Raw genomic sequence first — 14,449 nt, forward strand, 5'->3', positions numbered from 1 at the left:
CCATATCCAGATCGGAGGCGCAGCCATGGCTGAAATCCTTGAAACCATCCACCGTCTGAGAGCCGGTTCCGGCAACGAGGCCTTGTTCGTGATGCTGCGGGATGCTTTCGGCGATTCGGCCGATTACAGAACCGAAGCTGTAGGAACATCCGGCTCCGGGACGGTTTTCGTCTGCTTTCTCGCCTCCCTCTGCTCCACGCAGAAGCTAGATCTGCTGGTGGGATCATCGGGCCTGGAGGAGTTCTCCGCGAAACTAAGCCGCTACAGCGGCACCTCGATAGCGGAAGGCGGCCATCAAGCCTGCGAGAGGGCTATCTGCAACGGCTCTGCCGTTATTTGCACCTCCATATCCGACAACGGGCTCCTCATCGACCTGTCGGAAACCCGGCAGCGCAGCATCGGCTCCCCGATTACCGAGAGCGTTCTCCAAGGACCGATGTATGCGTTCAACGAAAATCTGGATACCAACACGGCTCTGATCCGGCAGCAGATCCGTTCTCCCAAGCTGAAGATGTGGGAAACGAAAATAGGCGAGACGAGCCAGACCCGGGTCGCGATCTTCTACTGTATGGGCGCGGCCGACCCGGAGCTGCTGGCCAAGCTGAAGGAAAGGCTCCGGAATATCAAAACCGACGGCATCCAGGACAGCGGCCAGCTGCTGAGGCTGCTCATCTCCCGCAAGAAGATGGGCTTGTTCCCGCTCGCGATGTCGAGCGAGCGTCCCGACCGCTCCACGGCCGATCTGCTTAAGGGCAAAATGGTCATCATAGTCGACGGATCCCCGTTCGCCTTGACCGTCCCTGCCGTCTATACCGACTTCTGGCATTCTCCCGAAGACAATTACGTCAATCCCTATGTCTCTTACTTTCTGCTCTCGCTCCGGTTTCTGGCCATGTTCATGAATCTGTTCCTGCCGGCCATGTACGTAGCGCTGACATCCGTCAATGTGGACGTGAACCGGCTGGAGATCAGCCTCGCTGCGTCCGCCAGCCGGGAAGGGGTTCCTTATCCCGTTTTTGTCGAGACTTTCCTGATGCTGGTCATCATTGATTTCATCACCGAGGCGGGCATCCGCCTGCCGAAGACGATCAGCTCCACGGTGACGATGGTCGGCGGCGTCGTGCTCGGCCAAGCGATTATCCAAGCGAACATCGTCAGCAACCTGCTGGTGATCATCGTCGCCGCGACCGCCATCACCAACTTCATCGTCATTGATTACCAGATGGGATTAGTCCAGCGGATCCTCAAGTATTTCATCGTTGTCGGAGCTGCCGTCGCCGGAGTGCTCGGCATTGTCTTCTGCTTCACTTGTCTCGTCTTCTATCTGAGCTGCCTGGAGTCATTCGGCGCTCCATATTTGACGTCTCTGCGCAAAAAGGGGGCTTCTCCGTCATGAACACGTCCTCCTCCCTGACCGGCTACGACATGTTCGCCGTGCAGATGCTCTATTTCGGAGCCTCAGCCGGCTTCATCTATCCAAGCCTGGTCGCCCGAAGCACGACCGGCGCCTACTGGATTCCGCTCGCCGTCTGGGCCGCCCTGGCCTTTCTGAGCTGCCTGCTTTACAGCAAGCTGCTGGGCCGTCTGAACGATGAGAAGGTGATTGAACGCCTCGGCCGCTCCATCGGTCTCCCGGCGGCTTTCGTCCTCTGCCTGCCGCAGCTGATCTTCATCTTCGGAGCTCTCGTCGTCATGCTGAGGGCCTATTCGGAAATGATTACGATGACGATGCTGCCGACGACTCCCATCACCTTTCTCAACGGCATGCTTCTTGCGCCCGGAGCGCTTGCCCTGGCCGGAATGATGCCGATTGTGAGGGCTGCCAGAGTCCTCTTCCTGGTCAGCTCCTTCCTTTCCGTCGGCTTGATGGTGATCGGCTTCAGCGACGTCAATTGGATTCTCGGCGGCCCCTGGCTCCGTACGAGCGGGGATTTTCTGATGAACAAGTATTTTTACTCCGGCTCCTTCATCTGGATGGGGTTTGTTTTCCCAGCCTTGATCGGCAGGTACAATTCCCGAAGCTCCAGCCGTTACCGCAAAAGCTATGCCTATGCCTTGCTGTTGTCGTTCCCTATGATAGCCGGGTTTATTTACTTGCCCGTCATGACGTTCAGCCGTGAGCTCAGCCGCCACCTCACCTTGCCGTTCATCTCCAAGATGGACTCGGTCTACCATTATTGGATCGTCTTCGAGAACCTGACCGCATTGTTCGTGTCGGTGACGATGCTGTACGTGCTGCTGATCATGGCTCTGAAGCTTCATGCGCTTGGCGAATCGGTAAAAAGCTTGTTTCCCCGCGCCAAAGCCGCTTGGATCTACAGTGCGATCGTGCTGCTTGTTTATGCTGCCGCCTCGTCCCTCCCGTCATGGAGAGCGGTAGAAGGAACCATTTTTTACACCGTCGGCCTGCGAATGTACGCGCTCTTCGGCTTTCCGCTGCTCGGCATGGCCGCACTGACGATTCGCGGACGGAGAAAGAAGGCGGGTTCATGAGCAAGGTGCTGCGGGCGGCGGCGGCGTGCTGCCTGCTCGGGCTGTTGTCCGGCTGCTGGGATTCCAAGGATGTGGACAACCGGCTCATGATCGGTGCGATGGGACTGGAGAAAGGATCCGGCAAGCTGCTCAACGTGTGGATGCGGTTCCCTCTGCCCAAGACGGTTGAGAGCACCGAAGGGAAAGATTTCTTCACGATGAGCCAAGCCGGCCTTACCGTTGCCGATGCGATGAACCGAGCCCGCTACAAGCTGCCCAAATCGCTGGATGCCTCCTCCACGAGAGCGCTGCTTCTCGACGAATCCATAGCCCATTTCGGCTTGAAGTCCTATCTGGAGTTTGCGGCCAGGGAGCGTTCGGTGCCGCTGGATGCCGTCGTGGCAATCGTCAAGGGAAAGATGAGCCGGATCTTCACAAGCCCCAATCCGACCGGGGAGCTCTCCGGCATCTATACCAAGCTGTTCTTCGAGCCCTATGCCGGCGGCATTCCCCGCAAAAACAAGACGATGCTGTGGGAGGTCTATTCCAAGCTGTACAATCCGCTCCATTCCAATCTGATTCCGGTCCTGATTGAAGGCAGCCAAAATTCCTTCGAGCTGGACGGGAATGCCATCTTCATGAAGGACCGCATGGTGGGAGAGCTGTCGAAAGATGAATCGCTCATCTATGAGATCATCACCCATCGCTTCCACGATTCGGAGGTGAAGCTGATGAGCCGATCGGACGTCAAAATCGTCCATAACCGTACGCGAGTAAAAACCGAGCTCAAAAACGGACAGCCGATCATCACCGTTGATTCCTCGCTGATCGTCACGCTCGTGGACAGCTCCCAGATGAATGAAATGACCGAAACGGAGGTTGTACAGGAGCTTCAGGAGGACTTGAATGTGCAGGCGAAATCCATGTTCGCGAAAACGCAAAAAGCCGGCGCGGATGTCTTCGGGTTCGGCAACCGCTTCCGCAGCCGGCTGAAGCCGGCTCAATACGACGAATGGCCGGAACGGTACAAATCAGCGCAGATCAGCATGAAGTTCCACATCGATCTGCGCAATACCGGACTCGAATTCCTGGAATGAAAAAAGCCGCCATATAGGCGGCAGGTGGATGAATCCAGGGAATGAAACTCACTAGAGGACGGATAATGGATCGTCAGCAACAGCGGCCGGTCAGCGGTCCATCGGAGCGGCGCGATGCTTGCCCTTGTCCGCTTCTCCCGCATTGCGGTCGGCTTCCTCGCGGTTCAGCCGCATTTCCTCCAGCGTCTTCGTCTTCAGACGCGCCGCCCCTTCGTACGCCCTCACAGGCAGAAGCGGGCCTTCATCAAGGCGCTTGCGCGCTTGCGCTGCGGCTTCCTTGTACTGAGGGAGCCAGGCTGCTCCGGCGGCCAGCATCTCGTCGACCATCTGTCAGATCTCCGGCGGCCATTTCGCAATCCCTCCGTCTGTAAGAAGCCTATGGACAGAGTGTACCAGGAGAGGACGAAGGAGCGTTATCGATAACGGAACTGTCTAGCGCCGCCGATGTCAGAAATCGAAGCCTGTTCCCGCATTGTAGTCTCCTGGATCCCTGCTGTCGGCGAGCATGCTCTGTCGGTATTCGCTCGGCGTCATGCCGGACAGTCTGCTGAACCAGGCGTGGAAGTAGGCCCGGCTGCCAAGGCCGACATAATCCCATAAGTGTGACACCGGAATCGCGGTTCGGGCAAGCAGCTGCTTCGCTTTCTCATAGCGACCGCCGACAGATAAGCTCCGACAGATACCCCTTCATCGCTCGCCAGCTTCGCATCGTACAGGCTGCTCGCCCCGGCCGGAGTCATCCTTCCCCCGCTGCGCCAGGTCCCGAGTTGCTTTCTCCTGCCGCTTCCCGGCGCGCTCTTTTGTGCCGGTCCCACTCCGAGGCGACCATGCCGTAGACAGCATGGTCGTAGTAGGAAGCTCCGCTCCGCTCTTCCTGCCTGAGCAAGCCTTCGAGCGAGAAGCCCAGCCTCTCGGCGACGCCCCGGCTGCGGGCGTTGTCCGACCTGGTCCTGATCTCGACCCGGTTCATTTCGAGCGTCACGATGGCGTACTGAACCATTTCCTTGCAGGCCAGCGTCATGATTCCTCTTCCCTGGCAGTCGGCGCTCAGCCAATAGCCGAGCGAAGCCTTGCTGTTGCGCCAGTCGAGCTCCTGGTAGCTGACGACTCCGGCGGGATTCCCGCCCTCTAGGATGATCGCGGAGAAGCCTTGCTGAAGATCTCTTCTTTTCTGCTCGAAATCAATATAATCCTTCATGTCGTCGACATTCTCGATATGCTTGACCCAGGGAAGCCATCGGTCCAGGTAGTCCCGGTTCCGCTGGACCGTCCGGAACAAGGGATGCGCATACCGCGTCTCCAGAAGCCTCAGCTCCAGGTCGGGGTTCAATTGGCAGGAGAACAAGCCGTCCCTCTCCTTTCAGGCGCCGGCAAGGCGGATTGGTATTCCCATCATAGCATGGCATTTTCATTTTTCGGAACAGATCGTGTACAATGATCAGGAACCCGAACAATGAATGGAGGAACCAACATGACCAAACTGAAAGAGCAGATCGAGCGGTATGCGGATTTGATCGTTCAGGTCGGCGTCCAAATCCAGCCCGGCCAGAAGCTGGTCATCAACGCGTCTCTTGATGCCGCAGACCTCGTTCGACTGATCGCCAAAAAAGCGTACGGAGCAGGAGCCCGTTCCGTCAAGGTCAACTGGAACGACGACACGCTGGCCCGCCTGCGCTATGAGCTCGCGCCGGACGAAGCGTTCCTCGACGAGCCCAAATGGTATGCCGGGGAGATGCTGGAGCTTGTCCAGGAAGGCGCGGCTGTCATCAGCGTCGTTTCTTCCGATCCGGATCTGCTCAAGGGAGTCGCCCAGGAGCGTATCATCAACCATCAGAAAACCTACGGCAAAGCCCTCTCTACATACCGCCAGATGATGCAGTCCGACAAATTCAGCTGGTGCGTCGTCGCGGCGCCGTCCAAAGCATGGGCGAAGAAGGTGTTCCCGGGATCGACGGAAGAAGAGCAGTACAGCAGCCTGTGGACGTCCATCCTCAAGGCCGTGCGCGCCGATCTCGACGATCCGGTCGCCGCCTGGAAGGAGCATATCGCCAGCCTGAACGCCAAGTCGGAGCATCTCAACTCGCGCAAATACAAAAAACTGCATTACACCGCCCCCGGAACGGATCTGACGATCGAACTTCCGGAAGGCCATCTGTGGGTCGCCGCGGACAGCCACAATATCCAAGGCAATCAGTTCGTAGCCAACCTTCCTACGGAGGAAGTGTTCACAGCGGCGAAGGCCGACGGCGTAAGCGGATATGTATCCAGCACCAAACCGCTCAGCTACGGCGGCACCATCATCGACAACTTCAAGCTGACGTTCGAGAACGGCAGCGTGGTGAAGGCCGAGGCGGAGAAAGGGCTTGCAGCTCTGGAAGGACTGCTCGAGATGGACGAAGGCGCGCGCCGGATCGGCGAAGTCGCTCTCGTTCCTTACGATTCCCCGATCTCCCGCTCCAACATCCTGTACTTCAATACGCTGTTCGACGAGAACGCCTCCAACCATCTTGCGCTCGGCAGCGCTTATGCCTTCAACCTCGAAGGCGGCAAGGGCATGTCCCAGGACGAGCTGAAGGAAAAAGGGCTGAACACGAGCATTACCCATGTCGACTTCATGATCGGCTCCGCCGAAATGGATATCGACGGCATCCTCGAGGACGGCAGCCTGGAGCCGATCTTCCGCGGCGGCAACTGGGCGTTCTAAAGAATATCGAAATCGTCCCGCCAAAAAAGGACCGGACGCGAGCATGTCTGCTCGCGCTCGGTCCTTCTTCATGCTCATAGCCGGGCCGCTACTCCTTGACGACCAGTCCGAAAATTCTCGTGAACAGGATCGCCTGGGCCGGCGCGATAATGCATCCCTTCAGATCCTCCATCTCAACGCCGAGCTGCTGGAACTCGCAAGTGCTGAGATCGATACCGGAACGGGCTCCTCGAAACCAGCCGGTGCAATTCTCGGCCTCTCCAGCTTAAACTTGCCGGTATCGGTTGATGTCTTGACCACGCTAATCCCCTCTCGGCCTCTGAAGCCGGTATCGTTCCAGCGCCTGTATGAGCGATTCCTTGCGGATCGGCTTGCTGATGTAATCGTTCATGCCGCCAGCAAGGCAGGCCTCCCTGTCCCCCTTGAGGGCATTGGCTGTAACCGCGATGATATAAGGCGTTTCTTCGTTCCCGGACAGGCTGCGCAGGCATCGGGTCGCTTCCATCCCGTCCATGACCGGCATGAGCACATCCATGAAAATCATGTCATATCCGCTGCCATCCTTGCGGAATGCCTCCACCACTTCCGTTCCATTGCCGACGACCGCCACCTCGTGGCCAAGCTTGACGAGCATCTTCTGCAGAACCATCTGGTTCACTTCGTTATCCTCGCCGATCAGGATCTTGAAGGAACGGGCGTCTTCCGCTCCGGCTTCGGCCTGTTCGGCTTGAGCCGCTTGTTCAGAGCTGCGTTCGAGGTTGACCGTGAAGGCGAAACAAGCTCCCGGCCCGTCCACTTTCTCCACTCCGATCGTTCCGCCCATCAGCTCGACGAACTTCTTGGAGATGGCAAGGCCCAGGCCGCTCCCCTCCACCTTGCGGGTCATGAAGTTGTCCAGGCGGCTGAACGGGTTGAACAAGAGCGGCAGCGCATCGGCGGGAATCCCGATTCCTGTATCCCTGATCTTGACGAGGAGCAGGACGTTGGAGCCGGTCGACGCCCTCCGCGAGATATGGAGGCTGACACCGCCGGAATCCGTGAATTTGACGGCATTGCCGATGATGTTCAGCAGCACTTGCCTCAGCTTGCCCCCGTCTCCGAGCAGCATGTCCGGCACATCGCCGTCGACCTTGGAATCGACGGACAGCTTCTTCTCGAGAATTTCCGGCATCAGGACGGAGACGGTCTCGGCTGCGAGCTCCCGGATGCTGAACGGAACCTTGGCGATAGCCGTCTTGCCGGCCTCGATTCTCGTAAAGTCCAGAATGTCGTTGATGATCGTCAGGAGAGATTGCCCGCTCTGCCGGATGATCTCGACAAAGCTGCGCTGCTCGTCGCTCAGATCGGGCGAATCCAGCAGCAGCTGCGTCATGCCGATGACACCGTTCATCGGCGTGCGGATCTCATGGCTCATCATCGCCAGGAAGTCGCTCTTGGCGCGGGTCGTCGACTCCGCAGCCTCCTTCTCGATAAGCAGCTTCTTCTGCTCGGTGATATCCTTGGCGATCAGATAATAGCCCATGATCCGCTGGTTGATGATGATCGGGGCTACGGAGGTCAGAATCTCCGCCGCCTTCCCGTCGCGATTCACGATTTCGTTGATCCGCCGCTCGACCGAGTCGCCTTCATGCGAGTCCTCAAGAACGGAGCGGATATCCGGCACTTTGACGTATGGAGAAAAGTCCTTGCCGACAAGCTCTTCGGCATGCATGCCGAGCAGCCTCTCGGCGACTGCGTTGCAATGAATGAAGCAGCCCTTCAGATCCAGGGATATGACGGCATCATGGTTGTATTTCTTGAGCGAGGTGTACCTTTCGATCGTCTCCTGCAGCTTGAGCTCGGCTTCCTTGCGGGCGGATATGTCCATCAGGGAGAACAGGTATCCGCAAATATCCCCGTTGTCCGCTTTCAAAGGGTAAAAGACGACCTCCAGGCTGATAATTTTGCCGCTCCGGCTTTTGCATTGGTTTTCATAGGAGACCGGCTCCGTTCCGCCCGCGCCGAACCGCTCCAGGTCGATGTCCGACTGGGGCATCAGCAGAGCTCTGAATTCAATCGCATCCATGCCCGCCAGCTCATCCTGGGCCCAGCCGAGCTTCTCGGTGAACGCCGGGTTCACGATGGAGATTCTCCAAGAAGAATCCATCATGACGAGCGGATGGGGATTATTAAGCACGACGGATTTGTACTGCGGCAGTCCGGGCTCCTCCGCATGGAGTCTTATCCGCCTGCCGTCAGGTTCTATCAGGGAAAAGCGGCTCTCTTCGCTCATAAGGATCTCCTCTTCAACTTTTCGTGTATGCAATCATTGTACTACCAGCATCTCGAAAGGGAAACCTGACGAGTGGAGAAGATCGCTGCCGCTGGATCCTCAAGGTAGTGGCGCAGCTTAAGCGCCATCCCGTTCCTCTTTGACCCGATGTCCTTGAATCCATCCCATGTGTAAGCGCGCGGGAGAAGTCTGTCATGCCATAAAAAAATGAACAAGCCGTTCTTACTGGATTTTACCGCTACTCGTCAGAGAACGTCAATGTTCGACAAGGCGCAATGGAAACGCGGCGGCAGCTTTTGCCTTGGCGCTTCCGAGAGGCACGCCTTTTTGCGCAGGAAAAGGAAAAGGGCTGCTCCGCTGTCCTATGGACAGCAGAACACCCAATCCGACTGCTATTGCTCAGCCTTTCAAGGCGAGGGCATTCACTGCATCCGCCATGGACGAGGCCGTCACCCGGCCGGCGTCCGCAGCCTCATACCGGGCTGCGCCCGGCTTCAGCGCCTTGAACTCCACCGTCACGGGCCGTCCCGGCACCAGGTCGAAGAAGTTGTCGCTGAACATGCCTTCGCTGCCGCTCTGCAGCCATACCGCTCTTGCCAGACGGCTGGCGCTGACGCGGAAGCGGCTGCCGCCGCTGCCCTCGATCTCTTCCACATCGATCGATGCCGGGGCAAGCGCAAGCTGGCGGTCGCCTTCGAGGAAGCCGGTGGCTGCGGCAAGCAGCGACCCGTCTTCGGCGATCAGCTCCGCCGTCACCAGAACGGAATCGGAAGCGGCGCTTTCCGGCAGCAGCTCTCCGCGTGCGAGCGAGAGCAGCAGCAGCGATTGGCCGCCTGCCGCCGCAGCCGGCACCTCGCGCTCGGCAAGCGCGAGCCCGGAGAAATCCAGCAGGCTGACCTTGAGGGTGCCTTGCACGGAAACCTGCAAATCGTTCACCAAATGGAGATCGATCCCCGTATCGGTCCGGTCTGCGGAAAGAAGAACGTCCCGGAAGCTCCGCTTGGCGTAATAATGCATCGCTTTCCAGCGGCCGAAATAATCCATGCCCGCCCAGGAGGCGACCGGCCAGCAATCGTTCATCTGCCAGTACAGCGTGCCCATGCAGTAAGGGCGGCGGCGCCGATGGGCTTCGATCGCCATCTTCATCGCCTCGCCCTGCAGGATCTGGCTTTCATAGAGGAAGGCAGGGAAGTCCTTCGGCTCCGGCAAATACATGTCCATATATTCCTTGATCAGCCTGTTGCCGGCTCCGTTCTTCTGATGGGCGAGCATGACGGTGGACAGCAGCTCCATATCGGCTTCCTCGGCGAAGGAGCGCACCGATCTGTATTCCGGGAAGGACTGGAAGCCGTACTCGCTGATGAAGCGGCCGATCTTGAGCTTGTAGTTCTCGAACGGCTCTACGGCATGCCACACGCCCCAGTAGTGGACATCTCCAGCCGTCGATTCCGGATAGGCATGCTGGCCGGCATCCTCGGCAAGGCTGATCAGCGGCGAAGATGGCCAATAGCCGATGCCCGGCGCCAGCGCATCCACCGCTTCGGGAAGCAGCTTGTGGAAGATCGCTTCATAGTCGGCCCAGATGTTCTCCCGCTGCTCTGGAGTGAACTCCTTCTTCCAGCCCCAGCCCCCGTTCTCGTCGTAGTGGGCCCAGGCGGAATCGATCTCGTTGTTGCCGCACCAGAGCACGATGGACGGATGGTTGCGCAGCCGGCGCAGATTGTCCTCGGCCTCTGCGCGCACGCTGTCCAGGAAGGCCTCGTCGCCGGGATACATGCTGCAGGCGAACATGAAGTCCTGCCAGACCATGATGCCGTGCTCGTCGCACAGGTCGTAGAAAATATCCTGCTCGTAGATGCCGCCGCCCCATACGCGCAGCATGTTCATATTCGCCTCGGCCGCGGACAAGATCTCATGGCGGTAACGGTCCTCCGTCACTTCCGCTACGAAGCTGTCGTTCGGAATATGGTTCGCTCCCTTGGCGAACACGGCGACGCCGTTCAGCTCGAAGAAGAACGAGGTGCCGGCTTCGTCGCGGTCGCGCACAAGACGGACGGAACGCAGTCCGGTCCGGACCGTCCTGGAGTCGGCGGCTCCGTCCCGCTTTTCAACCTTGGCCAGGAACTCCGTCAGATAGGCTTCGCCGAGACCTCGGCTCCACCATAAGCGAGGCTGCTCGATCCGAACGGGGATCTCCAGCGTCTGGACTCCCGTCTCCAAGTCCGCTTCGAGCTTGTGCTCTTGTCCTTCCACATATACGGCAATCGTCGAGGGACCCGAGGCGGCGGCTTCCACCGTGACAACCGCCGTCACTTCGGCCGCTTCGGCCGAGACGGAGTCCTGCCGGATGAACAGATCCGAGATGCGGACGCCCGACCAGCTCTCCAGACGGACCGGACGCCAAATGCCGCTCGTCACGAATCGAGGTCCCCAATCCCAGCCGTAATGATAAGGAGCTTTGCGGGCGAAAACGCTGATCCGCTTGTCTCCAAGGCCTCCGAGCTCCGACTGGTCGTTCGTCGCCGGAAGCGCATAGCCGAGCCGCTCCAGCTTCGGCAGATCCTCGTTGACGGGCGAGCGGAAGCGGATATGGAGCTTGTTGCCGCTCTCCTTGAGGAGGCCCTTCACATCGGCCGTCCATAGCCGGAACATATTGTCCGCCGAGAACAGGCGGGATCCGTTCAACGTAACGTCCGCGTACGTATCCAGCCCCTCGAACGCGAGCCGGACGAAGTCCTCGTCCAGCTGCTCCGCCGCGGCATCGAACTGGGCTTCGTATTCCCAGTCCTGCTTGTCGATCCACTGGAGCCGATGTTCATTCGTTCCATAGAAAGGATCCTCGATTTTTCCATTGCGCAGCAGATCGGTATGGACGCAGCCGGGAACACTCGCTTCCAGCCATGCTTCCCCGCGGTCAACCGCTCTGAACGTCCAGCTTCCGATGACGATCGATGTCATAGTGCTCATCCTCCCCATGCGCTTTAAACGCTTTCAAAACCGTATTGTTAGGTTTGTTAGGATAACATACATGTGATTTCGCGCCAATCATAACGGTGTTAGGTTTTTTCGTCAAGCCGGAATCAAGGAGAAAAAACCCGCTCGCCACCGAGCGGGTTTGCGGGATCATAGCCGTGCCGGGACAGCAAGCCGCTTAGAGCCCTATGTAGCGGGACGCCCAATCCCGGAATGTCCATTCCGGATTCCAGCTGACCGCGCCGATCGCATGGAAGCAGCCCCAATCCAGAACCTTTTGATGAAGCATATGGACCTTGATCCTCTGATCGAACCCTTCCTTATCGTCCAGCCCGTCTCGATAAGCCCGAAGAAATCGCTCGGCGAGATCGGATCTGCCGCGGTCGATGAACTGGGTCGCGATCTTGGTCAGATCGGCTGCCCCGTCTCCGAAGTAGCCGTTCGTAAAATCGAACAGGCCGCTCAGCTCCCACTGCTCTACGCTGCGTCTGACCAGCAGATTGTCGAACTTGAAATCCCCCATGACGTAGACGGGCCGGTCGAAGCGGTCGAATGAATCCGATGCCGCATCCAGAATTTCTCCCGCCCACGCCCAATCCTTCCGACACGTAGTAAATTCAGGAATGAATGGGAGATCACGGAACTTTTTCCAGTCAAGCCTCGTCATGAAATCATCCTCCCGTGCATCGGGATTATTGGAGGCTGACATGGCAACATGGATGACCCATTTTCGAATCGCGGATCAAATGCTGAAGAACGGATTCAAGGCCAGCTTGCCGGAGTTCGTCGTCGGCCACATCGGCCCGGATTGCGGCCTGCCCGATCCGGACACGGGGCAATTCCAGCCCCCCAAGTCCGCGACCCATTTCCTCGACGCCGACAAAATGATTCGCCCGGAACTGTTCCTGGAAGCGTACCTGCCGGAAGGAGCGGAGAAAGCGGATGCCATGAATCCTCGAACCGCATTCCTGCTCGGCTGCTACTGCCATCTGCTGACCGACATCGAATGGATCGAGCTCCAGAAGCGCAAAAGAAGGGAGCCTGCCATGCAAGCTCTTGAGGGAATGCCGGACCGCTCCTTCCGGCTGAAAAGCGACTGGTACGGAGCCGACTTCCTGTATCTAGAGAAGGAGCCCGCCAACATCTTCACCCGCTGCTTCAGCAGCGTCCGCGATTTCCCCGACTATCTGGACATCTTCCCGGCGGGACAGATCCAGAAGCAGATCGACCGGATCGCCGCCTATTACACAGGCCATGCTTTCCAGAAGGATTGGGGCGGCGATTACGAGTTCCGCTTCCTCTCGCCTCAAGAAACCGACGCCTTCGTCCACGAAGTCGCCGGCAAGCTGCCGGGCATGAAGTCCGCCATGGAGCGAGGCTGACTCCCGCCCCGGCCCCAGACGATACAGCCGACCCTGAGGCATAGGATCGGCTGTTTTTTGTGTGCGAGAGCCGCTTTGACTGCAGCAGCAGAGGCTCATGAATTCGTCGACAGGCCGCCGTCTACATGCAGCACCTGCGCCGTCACATAGCGGGAATCGTCCGAAGCGAGGTACACCCAGGTCGGAGCCAGCTCGAACGGCTGGCCCGGCCGCCCCATCGGAGTGTCCGTTCCGAATACGGCTACCTGATCGGCGGAGAAGCTCGAAGGAATGAGCGGCGTCCAGATCGGCCCGGGGGCGACGGCGTTGACGCGGATGCCTTTTTTCGCCAGGTTTTTGGCCAATGCCCGCGTGAAGCCGACGATAGCGGCCTTGGATGCCGTATAGTCCATGAGCTGCTTTTCCCCGACGTAGGGCACGACCGACGCCGTGTTGATGATGGAATCTCCCGCCTTCAGATGCGGGAGCGCGGCCCTCGTCGTATAGAAATGAGAATAGATGTTGACCTTGAACGTCTCGTCGAACTGCTCATCCGTAATATCCGTCAGCTCGTTCTGCTGGAACTGGATGCCCACATGGTTCACGAGAATGTTCAGGCAGCCGAAAACCTCGACCGTCTTGGCGACGATATACTTGCAGTGGGCTTTGTCTCGAAGGTCGCCGGGCAGCAGCAGGCAGCGGCCTCCAAAATGCTCCACGCGAGCCTTGGTGCGGCCGGCGTCTTCATGCTCGTCGAGGTAGGAGATCGCGACATTCGCCCCTTCCTTGGCGAAGGCGATGGCGACCGCAGCTCCCATGCCGCTGTCTCCGCCCGTGATCAGCGCGACCTTGCCCTCGAGCTTGCCGCTGCCTTTGTAATGGGGATTCTCGATGATCGGGCGAGGCACCATGAGCTTCTCCAGACCCGGCTGGAACAGCTGGCGCTGCTCCGGAAAGCTGATCTGCACATCCTCGTAGCGGGTAATCTTGCCGTAGGCCGGGTACAGCGGATAACCGCTCTGCTTGCAGTTCTCGAACCATTCCTGCAAGTCCCGGATTTCGCTGAGGCCATCGTCTTTTTTTTCACTCATGCCGCGTCCTACCTCCTGAACCTTCTTGTATCCATAGCCTATGGGCTCTGGGCGCCTGCCGTGCCTGCCCACCCGGCTCAATCTTTTGCGATGTGCCCGCACGGCTCCGTATGGAATATAGTATCAGGCAGCAACAAGGCTTACAGGAGGAGATCATCGTGAAATACTATTATGACGAGAGCATCAAGCTGCTGCTCATGCCCTATTCCAAGGAAACGGTCGAGGTCGCTTACAAACCTTTTAAGTTCGCTTTGCCGCTCATCGCCATCCGTCCGCCCTTCTACGCCAATGCCCGCTTGGAATCGGAGTATCCGGTCGCTTGAGAGGCTCTCACGGCGGATGAGAAAACCCGGCGCTATCCGGCGCGCCGGGCTTCTTCGCTTCCGTTCTATCGAGCGGATCAAATGGTACTGCGGGCAGCTGTAAAAACGGGGTAAAGATCGACGTCCGAAGCGTTAAAAAGACGTAAAAATAGCCAA

General features: G+C 58.5%; 12 protein-coding genes and 1 pseudogene. 6 read left to right on the plus strand and 7 right to left on the minus strand.

Translation table 11 applies throughout. The annotated features are described in order from the left end of the window. The first annotated feature begins 25 nt into the window (after positions 1-25). Genes ACLBWT_RS04645 through ACLBWT_RS04655 form a run of 3 tightly spaced genes read left to right on the plus strand, consistent with a single transcriptional unit; the run spans position 26 to position 3,569 of the window. Positions 26-1,396: a spore germination protein gene (locus tag ACLBWT_RS04645; RefSeq protein WP_447661891.1), complete on the plus strand. Its 1,371-nt coding sequence runs from the start codon at positions 26-28 to the stop codon at positions 1,394-1,396. Continuing rightward, entirely contained in the window at positions 1,393-2,493 is a 1,101-nt protein-coding gene (locus ACLBWT_RS04650; RefSeq protein WP_447661892.1) for a GerAB/ArcD/ProY family transporter, read from the plus strand. Before ACLBWT_RS04645 ends, ACLBWT_RS04650 begins: the two co-directional genes overlap by 4 nt. Continuing rightward, complete coding sequence (locus tag ACLBWT_RS04655) at positions 2,490-3,569, plus strand: Ger(x)C family spore germination protein (RefSeq protein ID WP_447661893.1); 1,080 nt, start codon at positions 2,490-2,492, stop codon at positions 3,567-3,569. Before ACLBWT_RS04650 ends, ACLBWT_RS04655 begins: the two co-directional genes overlap by 4 nt. Before the next feature lie 90 nt (positions 3,570-3,659). Here ACLBWT_RS04655 and ACLBWT_RS04660 read toward each other — a convergent pair. The 3 genes and pseudogenes from ACLBWT_RS04660 to ACLBWT_RS04670 form a co-directional block, all read right to left on the minus strand. Beyond that, positions 3,660-3,899: pseudogene (locus ACLBWT_RS04660) on the minus strand (alpha-glucosidase/alpha-galactosidase); the annotation flags it as partial. A 117-nt stretch (positions 3,900-4,016) separates the two neighbouring features. Continuing rightward, on the minus strand, positions 4,017-4,250 hold the full coding sequence (locus tag ACLBWT_RS04665; RefSeq protein ID WP_447662243.1) for a helix-turn-helix domain-containing protein: 234 nt from the start codon (positions 4,248-4,250) through the stop codon (positions 4,017-4,019). Positions 4,251-4,305: 55 nt separating this feature from the next. After that, positions 4,306-4,914 carry a GNAT family N-acetyltransferase gene (locus tag ACLBWT_RS04670; protein ID WP_447661894.1) on the minus strand — a complete coding sequence of 203 codons (609 nt, stop codon included), beginning with the start codon at positions 4,912-4,914 and terminating at the stop codon, positions 4,306-4,308. A gap of 126 nt (positions 4,915-5,040) precedes the next feature. On the opposite strand from ACLBWT_RS04670, the gene ACLBWT_RS04675 reads away from it, so the two are divergent. After that, on the plus strand, positions 5,041-6,273 hold the full coding sequence (locus tag ACLBWT_RS04675; protein ID WP_447661895.1) for an aminopeptidase: 1,233 nt from the start codon (positions 5,041-5,043) through the stop codon (positions 6,271-6,273). A gap of 301 nt (positions 6,274-6,574) precedes the next feature. On the opposite strand, the gene ACLBWT_RS04680 is transcribed toward ACLBWT_RS04675, so the two are convergent. From ACLBWT_RS04680 to ACLBWT_RS04690, 3 genes are all read right to left on the minus strand, one after another. Next, positions 6,575-8,545 (minus strand): PAS domain S-box protein, encoded by a 1,971-nt coding sequence (locus tag ACLBWT_RS04680; RefSeq protein ID WP_447661896.1) that lies wholly within the window; start codon positions 8,543-8,545, stop codon positions 6,575-6,577. A 399-nt stretch (positions 8,546-8,944) separates the two neighbouring features. Beyond that, positions 8,945-11,512, minus strand: a complete 2,568-nt coding sequence (locus tag ACLBWT_RS04685; protein ID WP_447661897.1) for a beta-mannosidase — start codon at positions 11,510-11,512, stop codon at positions 8,945-8,947. Between the two features lie 184 nt (positions 11,513-11,696). Further along, entirely contained in the window at positions 11,697-12,227 is a 531-nt protein-coding gene (locus ACLBWT_RS04690; protein ID WP_447661898.1) for a phosphotransferase family protein, read from the minus strand. On the opposite strand from ACLBWT_RS04690, the gene ACLBWT_RS04695 reads away from it, so the two are divergent. After that, a complete protein-coding gene (locus tag ACLBWT_RS04695; RefSeq protein ID WP_447661899.1) occupies positions 12,226-12,900 on the plus strand; it encodes a zinc dependent phospholipase C family protein in 675 nt (224 codons plus the stop codon). The two genes, ACLBWT_RS04690 and ACLBWT_RS04695, sit on opposite strands and share 2 nt — an antisense overlap. Positions 12,901-12,995: 95 nt before the next feature. On the opposite strand, the gene ACLBWT_RS04700 is transcribed toward ACLBWT_RS04695, so the two are convergent. Beyond that, positions 12,996-13,970 (minus strand): SDR family oxidoreductase, encoded by a 975-nt coding sequence (locus tag ACLBWT_RS04700; protein ID WP_447661900.1) that lies wholly within the window; start codon positions 13,968-13,970, stop codon positions 12,996-12,998. A 158-nt stretch (positions 13,971-14,128) separates the two neighbouring features. Between ACLBWT_RS04700 and ACLBWT_RS04705 the strand changes: the two genes are divergently transcribed. Next, positions 14,129-14,293, plus strand: coding sequence for a hypothetical protein (locus tag ACLBWT_RS04705; protein WP_447661901.1), 165 nt, complete (start codon positions 14,129-14,131; stop codon positions 14,291-14,293). Positions 14,294-14,449: the final 156 nt, after the last annotated feature.

Source organism: Paenibacillus sp. D51F (assembly GCF_053345695.1).